Here is a 17,478-nt window from a genome sequence, read left to right as displayed (position 1 = left end):
CGGCGGATGGCCTGTCATCCACCGTCCACGCGGAACAGCAGCAGCCGGTACGGGCCGAACGTCCGGGAACGGTAGCTGGAGGCCACAATCCGGTACGTGCCATCCACCGGCAGGGGCACGCGCTCCAGACGGGCATCCAGCGAGCTAGCGCCGCGCAGATCATCGTTGGCGGCGATCTGCGCACCGGTGGGATCGAACAGTTGCAGGTAGGAGTCGACCCCGGCGCCCTTCATCATGATGGTGACCCGGTCGCCAGCCCATCCCTCGAATGTCCAGACATCTTCCTGGCCGGGGAAGATCAGCGCGCCGCTGACGCCCTGGCCATAAGCCAGCGGCCCGCCGCTTGCCCCGGTGGTGGAATCCACCCGGTTGATCAGCAGCCGATAGGGGATGAAACGGCTTTCCACGCCCAGCACGCGGAAAGTGTACTCGCCGCGCATGCGCAGAAAGATACTGGGCAGGTACACCACCGAGGACGCACCGTTGTAATCTACCAGCATCTGGCTGCCGGAAACCGGCTCGGTCAGTTCCAGGTAGAGGTTGAGTTGTTCGTTCAGCGCCTCCAGCAGGATTTCCACCGCCAGCGGCTCTTCCACGTACAGGCGGTACATGTCGCCGCCAACATGGGGCCGCAATTCCGCCTCTACCGGTTGGCCCAGGGTGAGGAGGCGGATGAACGGTGTGGGAGAGGGGCCGGGTGTAGGCGGCAGGGGGGTGGGCGTAGGCGGCTGGCCCGCCTGTAGCGCCAGCTCGTAAGCGCCGATGCGGCCGCTCTGGCTGCTGACGCGCAGGGTATAGGCGCCGCTGCGGGTCAGGAGCAGGTTGGTGATGCGGGCGTCCAGCCTGCCGCCGCTGTCATCGTCGATGCGCACGACCAAGCCATCGGGATCAAGCACTTCCAGATAGGGGTCAAAGGCGGTGCCGCTGACCGCCCGCAGATTGATGGTGACATACTGGCCAGGCCGGGCGGAAAATTGCCAGAGATCGGCCTGTCCGGAGGTATTGATCGCCCCTCGGCGCGTCTGCCCGATGCTGATCGACCCGCCACCGGGAGGCAGGGTTGGCGTGGGGGTAGGCGTCGGGATAGGCGTCCCCAGGCTCAGGCGCAGGCCGTAACTGCCGAGGCTGGCATGGTTGAAACCGTACGCCAGCAGGGTGTACTCCCCGCTGACCGGCAGGATGAAATTGTCAATGCGGCTATCAACGCCGCCCCCGCCGTCGTCGTTGACGACCAGCGTCGCGCCGTCCGGCCCGCGCAACTCCAGGTAGCTGTCCAGCAGACCGCCGGGCGGGGCCTGCATCACGATCGTGACTGCCTGGCCAGCCTCAGCGTGGAAGGTGTAGCGATGCTCCTGGCCCTGCGTCTGGATCGCGCCGGCCATTGGAGCCTCCGGAGTCAGGATAATCGTCTCCGCCCCGCTGACCGGCGTGCCCGGCGGCGGGGGAACCGTTGGCGCAAAGGCAGTCGACGCCACCAACAGCGGTGACGATTCGCAGGCGGTCAGCAGTAATCCGCCCAATGCGATCAGCACAATGACGCCCGTGCGCCTCATATCCCCTCTCCTGTAGCTGTTCCCGGCAAGCGGGGCTTTACACCTTCCAGTGAGCCAGCCATTTGCTGCCGGTCACCGCGACACCGGCCATCATCCCGAATGCTGCGCCCCAGGCAATGGCGTTCATCCAGCTTTCCGGGCGGACGCCGATCAGGATGGAGAAGACCAACAATCCCAGCGCCCCGACGGCCGGCCCCAGAATCAACCAGTGGCCGATATCCCAGGCGGCGCGTAGAAACTGCGTCGTATCCGTGCTGTCCGGTCGAAACCACATCGCCGCCATCCTCAGACTCGCTGACCGTTGTCCTGATTATACCCTACCGGCAGGCGCGGTCAGCCGGAAAGCCAGAGTAGTGTATCGAACCCCGTTGAAATGCGAATTGGCTGTGCGCTGGGCCTCACCCCCGCTGCGCTACGCGCAGATCCCCCCATTGAACGGAAAGGGGGGCGGAGCCAGGAGGCCCGTAGACAGGAACAGTCATGGTTTGTGGTCGCGAGATGTAGTCAGGGTCGCAGTCACAGTCGTTGACAGCAGCTGCCCTGGGAGTGTGGCTATGATTCTCCGGGTCGCCAGACGCCATTGACGGTAACCACAACCCAGACGACCTCGACGCCACAGATGACAGGGCCGTACCTTGGCCGGGGTGAGGGTGCCAGCTTCAGCGTGAGGCCTCCTCATCCGGCGGGGAAGCCTCCGGAGAAGAGTCTTCAGGTTGCAGGTTGGGCACCGCGCGAGGGGCCGGTATGGACTGCAGAATTTCGTCAATTGTGGCGGCGGTGCGTTTGCTATAGAGCCAGACCATGCCCGGCTTGACATCCACCGGGCAGATCACTGCCAGCGAGACCAGGTAGGGCCGTCCGAACTCGATGATATAGACACCGCTGTGCTCACCCTCAAAGTAGGTCGAATGGAAGCGGTTCTCATCCAGGATGGCCGCCAGCGACTTGGTGGCGTCGTGATCGATGGCCAGGGCTTTGGTCAGCAGCGTCAGGTCGTAGTCTTCCAGTGTGCCCGCCGCGCCGATCATGTTGCCGTCTGCATCCACCAGGCCGACGAAATTGGCCCGTACATGGGCGCGCAGCCGGTTGAGTTCAACGGTGATGCGCTTGAACTGGGCGCGGTTGAGCATCAGGGCGGCGGCGCGGGTGTCGGGGTTGAGCCGTAACTCGCGGTTGCGGGGCGTCACGTGGCGCGGCGGCTCCGGTGGCGGCGGGACAGCGCGGGCGCGTTTGGCCATCATCTCCCGTTCAACCTGCATGAGGATAAATTCCAGGTTGACCGGCTTGTACAGGTAATCCACCGCGCCCAGGCGGAAGGCAGCCACGGCTGATTTGGCTGACAGATCGTCGTCAATCATCATCACCGAAATGCCGGGGCGCAGCCCGCCGACTACGGCCAGCAGGTCCATGCCACTCAGGTCGGGCAACTCGGTCTCGGTGATCACCAGGCTAAAATCGCTAAGCAGCAGTTCGCTCAGGGCCTCCTCAAAGCTGGTGGCCTGACTGGTCAGGTAGCCGCCAGCGTTCTCCAGCGTATCGACCAGCGCTTCGCGCAATTCGTCATCCCTGGCGACGATCAGGATGCGTTCGTGGCGCTTGAAGTCTTGCTCGGTCATGCCATCCTCTCACCGATCAGATCGGGCGGCGCGTAAGCGCGCAGCAGCGCCGCAACATCCAGCACCAGCACCGGCACATCATCGACGATCGCCATGCCGCGCACGAAAGGGCCACCGGTGGCAGGGAGTTGCCTGGCTGTCGCCGGCAGGTGGATCACCCCGCGGATGTCATCGGTGATCAGGCCGGCCATCCGTTGCCTGCCGGTGCTGGCGTCGGGCGCCTGCACCACGACAAACAGGGTAGTCAGGTCCAGCGGGCGGGCCGGATGCCCCAGGCAGCGGCGCAGATCAAGCAGCGGCAGGGCCGCCCCGCGCCGGTTGACCACGCCGACGATTTCCGGCGGGGCGGCGGGCAACGGCGTGATCGCCACCAGCGCCGCCACCTCCAGAATGTCGTCCACCGGCAGGGCGTAAGGCCGCTCACCGGCCATACAGATCAGCACAGGGATCGATTCGACGCTCATGATTCCGGCTCATCCAGCGGCGGGTTTTCCGTGTCCCTGATCTCCCGTGGCGCGGTAAGCCACATGGTCAGGGTGATCACCGGCGGGGCGTTCCCGATCAGGGCGATATCATCCACCAGATCGCCCAGTTTGGCCCGCAGGGCCATCTCCACATTGGCGGGAGAGACGTTGGTCAGCCAGCGGGCCTGACAGGAGATCTGGATGCCCACATCCCTGCCGCGTTGCACACCTTTGAAGTCGATCTCGTGCAGCGTCCCGGTCTTGAGCACCAGTTCTGCCAGCGCACCCGCCGCGCCCGCCAGTTGAGCGCGGAAGGCCGGGGCAAAGCCAAGCAGACCGGCGGCGCGCCGGGCGGTATCCCGCGCGATCATGATGTCCATGCTATCTTCGACAGGGACAGTGAGCACCGGCGGGATGACGACATAATCGTCCTTGGCCATGGTTCAGGTTCCTCAGGGGTGGCCCTACTCCAGTACACCCAGTTCGCGCAGGGTGGTGATCAGATGCTCCGAAGCAAAGATATCCTTCGGGATGTAATCGTCGGCCCCGGCCTGCAGGCCGGACATCGTGGCCTTGGCGCTGGCCTTTTCCGTGAGCATGATGACCGGGATGTGCTGGGTGGCCGGGTGACGCTTTAACCGGCGGCAGACCTGAAAGCCGTCCATCGTGGGCAACTTGACATCCAGCACAACAAGCGCCGGGGGGTTTTCCAACGCCTCGCGGAGACCTTCCGGGCCATCATAAGCGACGCGCACCTTCAGCCCCACGCTTTCCAGCGTCTCCTTGATCTGCGCCGCCTGGGTGCGGCTGTCCTCTACCAGTAATACTTCGGGCGCCATGCCTGTGCTCCTTACCCCCTCTGCGTAGCGATCGACGGCCTGCTGGCAGCGCTGGCCGCCTGATCATCGCTGGTGTGCCAGACCTTTTCTTCAGTGTATCACGGCATTGAGGCTCTCTACTGCCATAGGAAGAAATTCTTACCGCGGTTGAACGGTTTGTGCCAGCGTCAGCAGAGCCGGGGCGATAGCCTTCAGCGGCAACACCTGCTCCACTGCGCCCAGTTCCACCGCCGCACGTGGCATCCCATACACCAGGCAGGACTCTTCGTCCTGCGCGATCGTCCGCGCGCCCCGCTGGCGCATCTGCAGCAGCCCGTGCGCACCGTCATCGCCCATGCCTGTCAGCAGGATGCCTACGGCCCGCGGGCCAAAGCCCTCGGCAATCGAGGCAAAGAGACGGTCAACGGACGGCTGGTAGGGTGTGGGGCCGCGCTCAGTATCCACATAAGCGCGGGCGCGGTCACCAACACGGTGCAGCGTCAGATGACCGGCGCTACTGGCGACGGTCACTTCACCCGGCTGCAGGAGCTGTCCCGGCTCCGCCAGCCGGACGCGCAGCCGACTGCTGCCGTCCAACCAGCGCACCAGCCCTTCAATGAAGCCCTCGGCCATGTGCTGCACCACCGCGATCGGGATCGGAAAATCGGCGGGTAGCGCGCCCAGGATGGTGTGCAGGGCCATCGGGCCGCCGGCGCTGGCGCCAATGGCGATCACCAGCGGCGGCGCAGCGCGGGGCAGCGTCTCGCCGGTCGGTGGGATCGGCCTGGTTTGCCAGCGGCGCACCACACTCACGGCGGCCATCGCCCGCAGCGTGCCCAGGAACTGGTCGCGGGCGGCGGGATAGTCGGGATGGCTGGCGGCTGGCGGGGTCTTGAGCACGGCCAGCGCCCCGGCCTGCAGGGCCAGAAAGGCCAGATCGACCGTCTTCTCGTTGCGCTCCAGGCGGCTGCTGACGATCACGATCGGCAGCGGTTGCTGCCGCATCAGCAACTCGGTGGCCGCCAGCCCGTCCATCACAGGCATCTGGATGTCCATACTGATCACGTCCGGGCGCAGGCTGGCGGCCATGGCCACAGCTTCCTGGCCGTCACGCGCTTCGCCGACTACCGTCATGTCGGGCGTGCTGTTAACCAGGTCGGAGAGGAAGCGCCGCACGGTGGCGCTATCATCAACGATCAGGACGCGCAACTTCCTGTCCACAGCTGTCATACCACCATCTGCCCGATGATTCGCAGCAACTCATCCTGGTCAAATTCGGACTTAGCCACGTAAGCGTCCGCGCCAGCCTGCAGGCCGCGCTCCCGATCGCCGGGCGAATCGCGGGAGGTCACCAGGATGACCGGGATATCCCGCCAGCGGGCATCGGCCTTCAGGCGGCGGGTCAGGTCGAATCCGTTCAGGCCGGGCATCTCGATATCGGATACGATCACGTCGATTGGGTGCTCAAGCAGCACGCGCAATGCTTCGTCGGCGTCGGTTGCCGTCCGCACCTGAAAACCTGCTGCCTCCAGGATGTTCTTTTCCAGCGTGCGCGTGGTCAGCGAATCGTCAATGATCAGGATGCAGGGTCGGCCCGGCGCTGCCACCTCCGGAACGGCAGGAATCTGGGAGGCGCGGGTGATGGCGGCCCGCGCCCGGCGGGCGCTCTTGATCAAGTCGGAGGGGTTGAGCACGATGATCACCTCGCCGGTGCCCAGGATCGCCGCGCCAGCCACGTTGCGGACATGCCCCAGCTCTTCCCCCAGCGCTTTGAGCACCAGTTCCTGCTCGCTGACCAGTTCGTCGATGATGAAAGCCGCCTGGCGATGTTCGGTGGAGTGCAGGATCAGAATCGGGGAGGCGGAGGAAAGCGGCGCGGGCGGATCGGGGCGTTCCAGCACTGTCGCCAGGTGGGTCAGGGGAACGGGCCGCCCATCGACCTCGATCATCGGGCGACTTTCTACCGCAAAAACCGCCGCCGGATCGACAGTGATGATGCGCGTCACGCTGGTCAGGGGGATGGCGTAAGTCTCCGGGCCGATGCGGGCCAGCAGGCAGCGGGTGCGTGTCAACGAAACGGGGACGATCAGGTGAAAGGTCACGCCCTGGCCGGGGCGGTTTTCCACCCACAGCCGCCCGCGCAGCGCCTCCACCCGCCGGCGGACGACATCCAGCCCCAGCCCCCGCCCGGAGACGGGAGTCACCCGGCTGGCGGTGGAAAAACCCGGCTCGAAGATCAGGGCGGTGATCTCATCATCGGATAGATCTTTGGCGTCCACTTCGCCGATCAGACCGGCTTCCAGAGCGCGCCGGCTGACAGCTTCCGGGTCGATACCGCGCCCGTCGTCGTGCACAGCAACGTGAATGTCGTGCCCCCGCGTACTGACGGTCAGCCGGATGGTCCCGGCGGGAGGCTTGCCAGCAGCAACGCGGACGTCAGGCGGCTCAATGCCATGGTCGACAGCGTTGCGCAGAATGTGCATCAGCGGGTCCTTGAGCATTTCCAGGACGTGCTTGTCCAGCTCGACCTGTGCGCCCTCCACAGCCAGCGCGACCTCCTTGCCATCGGCGCGGGCCAGGTCGCGCACCATGCGCTGGAAAGCGCCCAGGATGGTGGCGAAGGGCAACATGCGCACACTGGCGATATCGGCCTGCAAAGCGTCCACCAGCGCGGTCAGGTGCAGGTTATCCTGGGCCAGCGCCCGCCCCAGCGCCGCCAGATGGCGGCCAGACTCGGCCAGGTAATGTTGGGTGCTATCCAGAAAATCCAGCAGGGCGAACAGGTCGGCGCTGCCCTCAGCGGGAGCGCCGGGGGAGCGTGAATCGCGCAGGCGGCGGGTGGCCCGGATGTAGGCGGGGCGGGCCTGCCGCCACAGCCGCCGCCAGCGGTGGTGCTCTTCCAGCAGCGACTGGACATCCTGACGGCGTTGCTCGCTGTGCATGCGGGCCAGCAGCAACTCGCTGGTCTGGCCCATGAGCTGGTCGAGCTTGCTCAGGCTGACCCGTACCGTGTCATCAGTCGCATACGTGACCGCCGGCAGGACTTCCGACGGCACGGCAGTCAGTTCAACAGTTTCGGCGGCGGCATGGCTGCTGGCGGCGGTTTGCAGGCCATGCACGGCCTGTTCCACCAAGTCGGGGGAAACGGCTGAACCTTCCGCAAAGAGCTGGATCAGGTCCAGACCGTCATACAGGGCGTCGCAGACCGCCGGGGTGAGTACCAGTTGACCGGCCAGCGCCAGGCCAAAGATATCCTCCATGTGGTGGGCCAGCTTTTCAATGGCCGTCTGGCCGACGGCGCGGGCCGCGCCCTTGAGGCTGTGAGCGATACGGGCGACCTCGCGCAGGCGGGAGGCGGCATCATCGCCGGGGGCAGTCACCTCCAGCTGGAGCAGAATGCGGTTGAGCGCCTCCAGATAGTCGGTGGCTTCCCCCCAGAAGATGGCGAGCAGGTCATCAGACGGTGTGGTTACCACGGCTCCCCGGCCCCTGGAATGGGCGCTTACACGCGGTAGCGGTTGAGGCTGGCGCCCATGTGGGCGGCGATTCCCCGCAGCTGCTGGACATTGCGTTCCACCTTCATGGTGCTTTCGGTGGCCTCGACAGTGGCTTCCTTGATGGTGTGCATGGCGTTGGTGAGTTGATCCATGCCGACGGCCTGCTGGCGGGTGCTGGCCGCGATCTGGACGGCAGCGACGGCGTTTTCCTCAATGGTGCTGGCCAGCTCCTTAATGGTCTGCCCGGCGCGGTCAACCAGGCTGACGCCCCGATCGACGCCTTTGGTGCCCTCCTCGGTGACCATGACCGCCGCGTTGGTGGCCCGCTGGATTTCGCTGAGAATATCGCGGACCTGGGCGGTGGCCTCGCGGCTTTGCTCGGCCAGGTTGCGGACTTCCAGGGCGACCACGGCGAAGCCTTTGCCCTCTTCCCCGGCGCGGGCGGCTTCCACGCTGGCGTTGAGGGCCAGCATCTTGGACTGGTCGGCGATGCTGTTGACAGTGGCGATGATCTCCCCGATCTGCTGGGTGTGTTCGGAGAGAATCAGGATGTTATCGGCGATATCTTCCACCTTGCGGCGGATCAGGTGCATGCCCTCGATCGCGTCGGCAACGGCCTGCTCCCCGGAACGGGAGACTTCGATCGAGGCCTGGGCGTTTTCCGCCACGTGCTGGGCGCGTTCGGCGGTCTGGGTGACGGTGGCCCGTACCTCGTTGACAGTGGCGGTGGTCTGGGCAACGACGGTGTCCTGCTGGGTGGCGGCGTCGATCTGGCGGGCAGTGGCGTGCAGGATTTCATCCGCCGAAGCGGAAAGTCCCTGGATGGCCGTGCGGACTTCGATGGTCATGCGGTGGATGCCGTCGGTCATCACATTGAGCGCCTCGGCCAGCTTGCGGAAGCTCAGGTCGTCATCCGGGCGGGCGGCGAGACGGGCGGTCAGATCGCCGCTGTTGACCTGCCCGACGAAGTCCATGATCCGCCGGAGACGCTCATCTTCCGCCTGCTGCTGGCGACCCCGTTGACGCGCCGCCAGCACCATTACCCCGAACAATGTCGCCAGGGCCACCACCAGCCCCATGCTGGCGATCTGGCCCGGCAGGTCAGCGGCCTGCTGCCTGGCAGTGGCGGGCAGATCGGCCTGGCTCAAGCTGGCAGCCAGGGCGTTGGCGGCCAGCAGCGCGCCGAGCGCCAGCAACGCCAGCGGCAACAGGCTCAACAGGCCGAGCGCCAACACCTGGCGGTTCAGCAAGGGTCGCGGGGTGGAGGCCGCAGGGGCGGCCCGCTCTGGCAGTTGGGAGATTACCCTGTCTTGGCTCACGGCAACACCTGTCCAGCTTTCTACAGCTCGTCATGCACGTTAAGGCGGGGATCGGCGGCCAGGCTGGCCACATCCACAAGAATCGTACCGTCCGGGCTGAGGCCCTGAACATGGGCCAGCCCGATGCCAGCAGCGAGCGGAGGGACGATCGCGCTGAGCGGGATATGTGCAATTTCCAGAATGTCGTCCGCCAGCAGGGCCAGCATCAGCCGGGCAGCCTGGATAACGATCAGGCGCGGGTTGGGCGGGTCCCGATCCACCGGCAGACCCCACAGGCGCGGTAGATCCAGCACGGAGAGGATGCGCCCGCGCAGGCTGATCACGCCCCGATAGCAGGGCGGCACGCCGGGTAGCGGCGTAACCCGCGCCGGCGCCGCCCCGCGCAGTACATGCGCTACCGGCAGGGCGTAGCGTTCACCGGCCCGGATGAAGACCAGGGTGCTCAGCGTCGCCTGATCGAGCGGAGCGCCCTCCTCCACCAGGCGGGCGTACTTGGCGGTGCGCTGGGCAAGGATCTGGTCGGCGTAGCGACGCTCCTGGCGGTCCCAATCCAGGCGGCGCCAGACGTCCTCCCATTGAATGTCCGCCATGCCTTACCTCATCCTCAAGACTGACCCTATCCTTAGTATACTCAGCCCGTTCGCCGGGGGATAGCCAGGCGAGGAAAGCAGGTCAGGCCTGTCACAGGCCGGAAGGCTGGAGGCAAATGCTACCAGAAGCGGGGCCAGGAGACCTGGCAGGCGGCGCTCCCCTGCAGAGTCCCCGCGTGGTTTTGCTTTCCATACCTAACTGCGGCGGAAGACCACGCGGTAGGAGGTGGTGGAGCGTTCACCGCTTTCGGTGGTGCACGGGGAGGCGGCCAGCGGGTTGCTGCGGCGGCTGCGGTCCGGCAATTCGACGGTGTAGGATCGGTTGGCTTCCATCTGGAAGTCGGCGTAACCGGCCCCACGCTCCGGCTTGAGACCGGTGAAGAAGCGATCCTCGCCGCCGTCCCAGGCGACACGCACCGGAATACCCGGCTGGTCGCCTACGCCCGGCCACTGGACATAGACTTCGATCACCCCGGCCAGCGTCACGCTGCAGAATGTCTGGATGTTGGCGATGATGTAATCGTCAACCTGGGGGACTTCGGTCGGTGTGCGGGTAGGAGCGACGGTCGGCGGCGTCAGCAGTAGCGGGACGGCTGCCGTGGGTGTCTTGGTCGGCGGTGGGACGAGCGTCGGCGTGACCGGGATCGCCGTCGGGAAGGGCGTTGGCGTGGCCAGCGTCACCAGGAACAGGCCGCTCTGATCGGCACAGCCGGAACGCCCTTGCGGGCTGTAGAGGGCGATCATGGCTTCGATCGTGTTGCGCTCGGTGTTATTGTCCACCCCCTGCAGGAACAAATCGCAGGCGGCGTTGGCCACGGCCTGGAAGGGATCGCCCGGCAGGCGCAGTTCCACCAGCCGCTCGACAGCGCGACGCAGGTCGCCATCGGCGCGGTAGGCCAGGCTGATCGCGATCAGATAGTCGCGGCGGGCTTCGGCGCTCAGCTGGTAAGGCTGGGTGTCATATTCCACGACCGGGTCGATCAGCCAGGCGTAGGTCAGCCCCAGGGCCAGCCCGATGATCAGTCCCAGCAGCAACCCGACCCACGAAATGCGATAATTCCTCGCCATGTGGTCGTCCGTTAAGCAGTGTGCGGGTCAGCCACGCGTCGGTTATCACGGAGCCGGCGCGCGGTAAGCCTCCATCAACGGCGTCAGGCGGCCCATCGCCTCAGCCAGCGCCACCAGACGGCGAATGTCGGCCACGTTACGACCCTGCGAGATGTAACGCTCGGTCAGGGCCTGCACGTAGTCGGGCACGCTGGCAACCTGCAGCCGGCGCAACCGCTCGACAGCGCCGGTCAGGTCGCCATCAGCGGCGTAGCCATAGGCGATCATGACGGTGTAGTCGTCCCGGTGAGGCTGGTCGAGCATGCTCAGCGGGCTGTCCACATATTCGACCGGGGCCTGCACCCAGCCGATGTACAGCCCCAGCCCGATTCCCGCCGCCAGGCCGATCAGGAGGGAAACCACAATGCGCGTCATATCCGTCGTATCCGTTGCAGGGTCAATCGCCAGCGGGCGGTCTTCCGCCCGCGCCTGTTTATTGTAGCAGCTTTTGGGCGTGAAGACCTGATCGATGAACGTCTGTCAGCGCCCCCGGCGGGCTTTGCGCCCGGCGATGATCTCCCGGTAAAAGGCCAGCAGGTCGCGGTCCTGCTCCGCCCCCCAGGGCATCACCGCCCGGCTGACCTCCAGCCCCAGGCCCTGCTTACTGCGCTCCTGGCTCAGCCCGACCTCCGTGCCGTAGTAGATTACCGGCGGCGCGGGCAAGCGCATCTGCGCAGCGGCGGCCCGCCGCAGGGCATCTTTATCCCCGCCAGCGATGAACAGGAAGCGGTCAGTATCGTGGTTATCCAGAAAGGTCGGCATGATAAACGTCTCCGGGAAGTAGTCCCGGTGCCGCGCCAGGAAGTGCTCTAGCTGCGCCTCCGACCACGTCCGGTAACCATACGTCCGGCGCAGGGCAGCTTCTACGTGAAAGTCCAGGTTGCCATCCAGCCGGCCCACATAGCGGCGAATCTCGCCTGGGGAATCGATGATCTCCCCGAAGACAAAACAGTCCGCTTTGGCCGCCTTGCAGGCGCGGGTGAAATCCGCCCAGAAGTCCGGCCCTGGCCCCAGGGCGTAGTCCAGCCGGTAGCCGTCTACGTCAAATTCCTTCAGCCAGTAGACGGCGTGGCCGATCATCCATTCCCGCGCCTCAGGATGCTGCAGGTTGAGCTGTGGCATCTGCCTGACGCCGAAGAACGACCGGTAGCCGATCTTCGAATCGTTGAAGGTGAACCACTCCCGGTAGCGGCTGTGCGGATTCTTGAGCGCCTCCACGAATATCGGATGCCGGTGGGAGACATGGTTGCACACCAGATCGAGGATGATCCGGATGCCGCGGGCGTGAGCTTCCTCAACCAGCTCATGCAGGTCATCCTCACTGCCCAGGCGTGGCTCCACCCGGCGGTAATCGGTCGCGTCGTAACCGTGATGAGTCGGGCTGGGAAAGATCGGAGTCAGCCAGATCGCGTTGGCGCCAAGATCGGCCACATAATCCAGCTTGTGGATGATGCCCCGCAATGTCCCGCCACAGAAACTGTTCATGTCCGTCGTCTGTCGCCAGGCGCGCCCATCGCCGGGGTAGAAGCGATCCGGGAAGATCTCGTAGATCACGGCATCATAGGCCCAGGCCGGCGGGGTGAAGCGGTCAACCGAATAGGCGAAGATCATCCCCGCCGCCGGATCGCCGGGCGGGATAACCGGCGCGGGTCGCTGATGGAAGAACGCCTCCGCCGAAAGCTCAACCGTGATCTGGGGGTCGGGCCAGTTGGCGAAGACTTCCGGCGCGCCTTCCGCCCAGGCCCCGATCCGGTAGCGCACCAGGGTTCCTTCCGGCTGGGCGGGCAGCGTCGCCTGCCAGATTTGCAGGTAATCCCAGACCAGTGAATCCCAGACGGTTTCCACCAGCGCAAACGGGATGGCCGCGCCATGCTCCGCTACACCGCGTGCGCCAGCGGGGATACTGCCGTCGGTGGTGTAGTAAGCGGCCATCGCCGTAACCGCCAGTTCCGGCCCGACACAGACGGTCAGGGTAACCGGCTGACCGGGCAGCGGATCGGCAGGGCTGAGGGCGTGCCCGTGCTGAAGACCGCGCCGCATGGCCCGGTGATGGACCAGTTTCAGATCATCAGTCGCGTATGTTCCGAAGATGTGCTCTTCCATAAATGTTGTGTCCCAGCATGATGGCACGGCAAAGGCCGCCCAACCCGATGCGCAATAGCGCGGCGCAAAATAGCCCGCTCAACCTGCCCGCCAGGATCGGCACGGCAGGCTCACGGGCCTGTTTCTACCTGCTGGCAGGGCGGCCAGCCGCCCTGCTCTAGCCTTTGACTGCCCCCTGGGTCAGACCGCCGACGATCTGATCCTGGAGCGCGATGTAGAGGATGACGATCGGGGTCGCGCTGATCAGCGCGCCCGCCGCAAACTTGCCCCAGTCGCGGGCGAAGTTATCACTCACGTAGTTGTACAGGCCCACCATCAGCGTCCACGTGGTCTTATCGCGGAGCATAACGCGGGCCAGCACAAATTCGTTGATTGTGCCGATAAAGGACAGGATCGCCACCACCGCCAGGATAGGCCGCACCAGCGGGAAGATCAGCATCCAGAAGGTCTGCCAGTGGCTGGCGCCGTCCACCTGCGCCGATTCGTCGATGTCCCGCGGGACGGAATCAAAGAAACCTTTCATCAGCCAGGTGTTGATGCCCATCGCCCCGCCCATGTAGACCAGGATCAGGCCGCCCAGGCTGTTGAGGCCGAACAGGGAGAAAAACGACCAGTTGATCCCTTCCAGGAAGGGCAACGCCTGCGGGATGTATTCCGGCAGCTTGCCGATCTGCTGCAGGATCAGGAACAGGGCGACCATGGCCAGCATGTTGGGGAAGACCTGGATCAGCAACACCAGCACCAGCAGGTTACGCCGCCCGGCAAAGCGGAAGCGGGAGAACGCATACGCGCTCAGCGCCGCCACTATCACGGTCAGGATGGAAGTGATGCTGGCGACGAAGATCGAGTTACCCAGCCAGTTCCAGAAGGGATGGATCTCGACATCCTCAACCAGCAGGCCGCGGAAGTTGGTCAGCAGTTCGTCCAACGAGTCCACGCCCTGCGGGATCAGGGTCTGGTTGGCCAGGTTGCCTGTCGGATTGAAAGCGGCGGAAAAGATCCACACCACCGGGAACAGGGCGAAGGCGACGGCAATAACGATCACCACCCAGCGCAAGGTCAGCTCCAACCGCTTCTCCCAGCTACCGACCACCATGCGGCTTTCCGTGTGACTAGACATTTTCCGACACCTCCTCCCACTGCCCGGTAAAGCGGAACTGGAGCAGCGTCACGCCAGCCACGATGGCGAAGATGATGATCGTGATGGCCGAAGCCAGGCCGTAGTCCGCACCGCGCCCGGATCCGAAAGCCAGGCGGTAGGTGTAACTGATCAGGATATCGGTATAGCCAGCCGGGGTCAGCGTACCGGGGATGGGCGGGCCACCTTTGTTGAACGCCTCCACCACCACAAAGTTATTGAAATTGAAGGTGAAGGACGCAATCAGCAGCGGGCCAACCGTCACCAGCAGCAGCGGCAGGGTGATGCTCCAGAAGCGTTGCCAGGGATTGGCCCCGTCCACGGATGACGCCTCATAGATGTCGGTCGGGATGGCCTGAAGTGCGCCGCTGCAGATCAGCATCATGTACGGGTAGCCCAGCCACAGGTTGATCAGCAGGATACCGATCTTGGCCCACAGCGGGTCAGAGAACCAGGGCGGGTTGATGCCGAACGACCGCGCCAGCACGCCCAGGTTGGGATTCATCATCCCCTTCCAGACCAGGATGCTGATCACGCCAGGGATAGCGTAGGGGATGATCAACAACGAGCGGATGACTTTGCGGCCAGGGATGTCCGGGCTGTTGAGCACCAGAGCCATGATCAGCCCGGCCACAAACGTGGTCATCACGGAGAAGAAGGCAAAGGCCACCGTCCAGACGAACACCTGCACCAGCGGCCCGCGCAGCGCCGGGCTTTCCACAAAGCGGCGGAAGTTATCGAAGGCAACGCCGACCCAGTAGCCGGGTTGCAGCTCCTGCTGCTCCGCCCTGCCCTTGTTGGCAATGAACGAGCCGGTCTCATCATCAGCGGCGTAGAAGAGGCCAGTCTGACGATCTTCCAGGCCGTTCAGTTCTGCGTTCCAGACGTAACGCTGCAGGCTGCGGGCTGCCACACCCCGCGCCGCGGAGACCACCGTAACGGTATTCGGCTCCTCGCCAAACTGGGCCTTCTCCAGCACGCTCAGGGCGGCGACCAGCTCACGGCGCTCCAGTGGCCGGTAGCCCTCATATTCCTCCGGCGGCTCCGGATCAACGCCCTCCAGGATCACCAGCGGCTCGCCTTCCTTGGCGAAGATCACCTCGGTTCCGGCGTCGCCTTCCCGTGTCAGCCAAAGGGCGTAGTCGGTCGGGTCAGCCTTGTTGACGTAGGGGGTGAAACGGTAAGTTGGCGCATCTTCCGGTGTAAAGGTGGCCTTGCTGTGCAGGGCGATGGCCTGCTCCTTGCTGAACAGGTGGCCGTCGCTGTAATTGGTGAAGGCGGTGCTGATGGTGAACAGCAGCGGGTAGATGACCAGCAGGATCATCAGCGCCAGGCCGGGCGACATCCAGCGGAGGGGGTAGAGACGCGGCACAAAGATCACCACATTCATCCCGATGGTGATGACGGCGATGATCAGGGCCAGGGCGGCATTGCCGCTGTACCAGAACGCATAAAACAACAATAGCCCGAACGCATCCAGGATGGCTAGGCCGACCAGTTTTAAGATCTGTCCTGATATGAGGGCGGGGAGCCCCTTCGGGCCCCCCGCATTGGTGCTCAGCGCACTCATGGTTTTATTCCCCGATGGTCACGGTCACCAGGTGGGTTGCGGAGTCGTAGGTGAAGGTCACGACCGAGTCGGCTTCCAGAACCAGCGAGTAGTTGCCGCCATCGCGGACACCATCGACACCGTAGTTCTCGCCCCAGCTACCGCCCAGGGCGGCCTTGTACTCATAGCTGCCAGCCGGGATGTTGAACGTACCGGAGAAGGTACCGTCGCCGTTGTCGGTCAGGGCGGTCACCTTGCAGGCCGGGTCCCAGTCGCTGGCGCAACCTACCGCCGCCTGCCAGGAGCCAGGGATGTTGACCATGCTGCTCAGGTCGGTGGCCAGCAGCTCGCGCACCTGCGCCGCGGCGTTGGTCAGGGCAGCCTCAGCGCTTTCGGTCTGGCGGATGATCAGCTCCATCGCGTTGCCCCAGGCCGTCCAGACGGAGGCCATCTCCGGGATGGCGGGCATGGCCGCGCCATTCGCCCCGGCAGCCACGAAACCGGCGATGTCTGGATCAGTGATGGCTTCCCGCACGGCCAGGTAAGCGGACGGGCGTGGATCGGCGTCGAAGATCTGCTGCATGACGTCAGCGTTAGCCACGTAGTCCAGCAGGAAGATTTCCGCCAGCATCTGGTTCTGGCTGAAGGCGCTGATCATGAAGCCCTGTACGCCCAGGAAGGGGCTGGCGGGTTGAACCTCGCCGGGGATCATGGTCACCGCATACGGCACGCCGGAGGCCTTGATACGCGGCAGTGCCCAGGGGCCAGTCACGATCATGGCCGCTTCGCCGGTCTCGAACATGGTGTGCTCGATGTCGTAGTCAATATCGGGGACCAGCAGGCCTTCTTCGACCAGGCTCTGCAGGTAAGCGCCAGCCGCCAGCGCGCCTTCGCTGTCCAGGCCGATATCAGTGGGATCATAAGCGCCCACTTCATCACGCCCAAAGACATAACCGCCAAAGGCGCTGAACATGGGCATCCAGTGATAGGGGTCGTTGGTGCGGATGATGTAGCCGTACTTGGCCGCGCCGGAAGCCTGGATTTCAGCAGAGAGTTCCTTCACCTCGGTCCACGTGGTGGGTGGGGTTTCCACCAGCTCAGGGTTGTAGATGAAGGCCAGGTTTTCCATCGCATAGGGCATGCCGTAGAGAACGCCGTCATAGGTGAAGGCGTCCACCGCCGGCGCGAAGAACTCCGCCGCCTTATCGCCCAGGTCGATCGGGGCCAGCAGGCCGTTGATCACCAGCTCGCCCAACCAGTCATGGGCGCCGATGATGATGTCCGGGCCTTCACCCGCGGGGCCGGCGACCTTGAGGCCGTCACGGATATCGCCGAAACCCATCTCCTGCACGATCACCTCCACGCCGTATTCCTCGGTGAAAGCCTTGCCGACTTCCGCCAGGATCGGCGCGCGGGTGTCATCCGCCCAGATCACCAGCGAGGTTGCTTCCTGCGCCAGCGCCGGAGCCAGGCTGCCCAGAATCAGGATGACGATAGTCAACAACATCAGGTGCTTCTTCATGCTCACTCCTCCGTAACACTCAGGCACTGCGAAATTGACGGACGGTTGCGAAACGCGTCAACCGATTGCCACAGGTATTTTTGTGTTTGCCACCTCCTTCCTGTGTGCAAACACTTGCTTAATCATTCTGGAGCCAGTTATCACCTGAATACTTCCCTACAAAAACGTTCTAGAATGCTCCGGGCAAGAGGCTTAAAGCTAT

General features: G+C 64.6%; 17 protein-coding genes. 1 reads left to right on the top strand and 16 read right to left on the bottom strand.

Annotated elements, in window-relative coordinates; translation table 11 throughout:
- Positions 1 to 14 precede the first annotated feature (14 nt).
- The 13 genes from HPY64_13035 to HPY64_12975 form a co-directional block, all read right to left on the bottom strand.
- Complete coding sequence (locus HPY64_13035) at positions 15 to 1,553, bottom strand: hypothetical protein (GenBank protein ID NPV68062.1); 1,539 nt, start codon at positions 1,551 to 1,553, stop codon at positions 15 to 17.
- Between the two features lie 37 nt (positions 1,554 to 1,590).
- The gene (locus tag HPY64_13030) at positions 1,591 to 1,827 is read right to left on the bottom strand and encodes a hypothetical protein (GenBank protein NPV68061.1); all 237 of its coding nucleotides are present in this window, start codon (positions 1,825 to 1,827) and stop codon (positions 1,591 to 1,593) included.
- A 385-nt stretch (positions 1,828 to 2,212) separates the two neighbouring features.
- A complete protein-coding gene (locus tag HPY64_13025) occupies positions 2,213 to 3,169 on the bottom strand; it encodes a response regulator (protein ID NPV68060.1) in 957 nt (318 codons plus the stop codon).
- On the bottom strand, positions 3,166 to 3,633 hold the full coding sequence (locus tag HPY64_13020; GenBank protein ID NPV68059.1) for a chemotaxis protein CheW: 468 nt from the start codon (positions 3,631 to 3,633) through the stop codon (positions 3,166 to 3,168). The genes HPY64_13025 and HPY64_13020 overlap by 4 nt, the downstream gene beginning before the upstream one ends.
- Positions 3,630 to 4,073 carry a hypothetical protein gene (locus HPY64_13015; protein ID NPV68058.1) on the bottom strand — a complete coding sequence of 148 codons (444 nt, stop codon included), beginning with the start codon at positions 4,071 to 4,073 and terminating at the stop codon, positions 3,630 to 3,632. Before HPY64_13015 ends, HPY64_13020 begins: the two co-directional genes overlap by 4 nt.
- 24 nt (positions 4,074 to 4,097) lie before the next feature.
- Positions 4,098 to 4,472 carry a response regulator gene (locus HPY64_13010; protein ID NPV68057.1) on the bottom strand — a complete coding sequence of 125 codons (375 nt, stop codon included), beginning with the start codon at positions 4,470 to 4,472 and terminating at the stop codon, positions 4,098 to 4,100.
- Positions 4,473 to 4,610: 138 nt separating this feature from the next.
- Positions 4,611 to 5,681: a chemotaxis-specific protein-glutamate methyltransferase CheB gene (gene cheB, locus HPY64_13005; GenBank protein NPV68056.1), complete on the bottom strand. Its 1,071-nt coding sequence runs from the start codon at positions 5,679 to 5,681 to the stop codon at positions 4,611 to 4,613.
- Positions 5,678 to 7,927 carry a hybrid sensor histidine kinase/response regulator gene (locus tag HPY64_13000; protein NPV68055.1) on the bottom strand — a complete coding sequence of 750 codons (2,250 nt, stop codon included), beginning with the start codon at positions 7,925 to 7,927 and terminating at the stop codon, positions 5,678 to 5,680. Before HPY64_13000 ends, cheB begins: the two co-directional genes overlap by 4 nt.
- Before the next feature lie 26 nt (positions 7,928 to 7,953).
- Complete coding sequence (locus tag HPY64_12995; GenBank protein ID NPV68054.1) at positions 7,954 to 9,267, bottom strand: methyl-accepting chemotaxis protein; 1,314 nt, start codon at positions 9,265 to 9,267, stop codon at positions 7,954 to 7,956.
- Between the two features lie 20 nt (positions 9,268 to 9,287).
- Complete coding sequence (locus HPY64_12990) at positions 9,288 to 9,857, bottom strand: hypothetical protein (GenBank protein NPV68053.1); 570 nt, start codon at positions 9,855 to 9,857, stop codon at positions 9,288 to 9,290.
- A 195-nt stretch (positions 9,858 to 10,052) separates the two neighbouring features.
- Positions 10,053 to 10,925, bottom strand: coding sequence for a hypothetical protein (locus HPY64_12985; protein ID NPV68052.1), 873 nt, complete (start codon positions 10,923 to 10,925; stop codon positions 10,053 to 10,055).
- A 45-nt stretch (positions 10,926 to 10,970) separates the two neighbouring features.
- Entirely contained in the window at positions 10,971 to 11,339 is a 369-nt protein-coding gene (locus HPY64_12980) for a hypothetical protein (protein NPV68051.1), read from the bottom strand.
- A 105-nt stretch (positions 11,340 to 11,444) separates the two neighbouring features.
- Positions 11,445 to 13,067, bottom strand: coding sequence for an alpha-amylase (locus HPY64_12975; protein ID NPV68050.1), 1,623 nt, complete (start codon positions 13,065 to 13,067; stop codon positions 11,445 to 11,447).
- Between the two features lie 17 nt (positions 13,068 to 13,084).
- On the opposite strand from HPY64_12975, the gene HPY64_12970 reads away from it, so the two are divergent.
- Positions 13,085 to 13,228, top strand: coding sequence for a hypothetical protein (locus tag HPY64_12970; protein ID NPV68049.1), 144 nt, complete (start codon positions 13,085 to 13,087; stop codon positions 13,226 to 13,228).
- Here the strand turns inward: HPY64_12970 and HPY64_12965 are convergent.
- From HPY64_12965 to HPY64_12955, 3 genes are read right to left on the bottom strand one after another with little or no spacing between them, the layout of a single operon-like run.
- Positions 13,225 to 14,187: a sugar ABC transporter permease gene (locus tag HPY64_12965; protein ID NPV68048.1), complete on the bottom strand. Its 963-nt coding sequence runs from the start codon at positions 14,185 to 14,187 to the stop codon at positions 13,225 to 13,227. The genes HPY64_12970 and HPY64_12965 overlap by 4 nt on opposite strands.
- Entirely contained in the window at positions 14,180 to 15,775 is a 1,596-nt protein-coding gene (malF, locus tag HPY64_12960) for a maltose ABC transporter permease MalF (protein ID NPV68047.1), read from the bottom strand. The genes HPY64_12965 and malF overlap by 8 nt, the downstream gene beginning before the upstream one ends.
- A 4-nt stretch (positions 15,776 to 15,779) precedes the next feature.
- Positions 15,780 to 17,276, bottom strand: coding sequence for an extracellular solute-binding protein (locus HPY64_12955; GenBank protein NPV68046.1), 1,497 nt, complete (start codon positions 17,274 to 17,276; stop codon positions 15,780 to 15,782).
- Positions 17,277 to 17,478 lie beyond the last annotated feature (202 nt).

The organism is Anaerolineae bacterium (genome assembly GCA_013178165.1).
Classification (GTDB): domain Bacteria; phylum Chloroflexota; class Anaerolineae; order Aggregatilineales; family Ch27; genus Ch27.
This window is presented reverse-complemented; position numbering and strand designations above follow the sequence as displayed.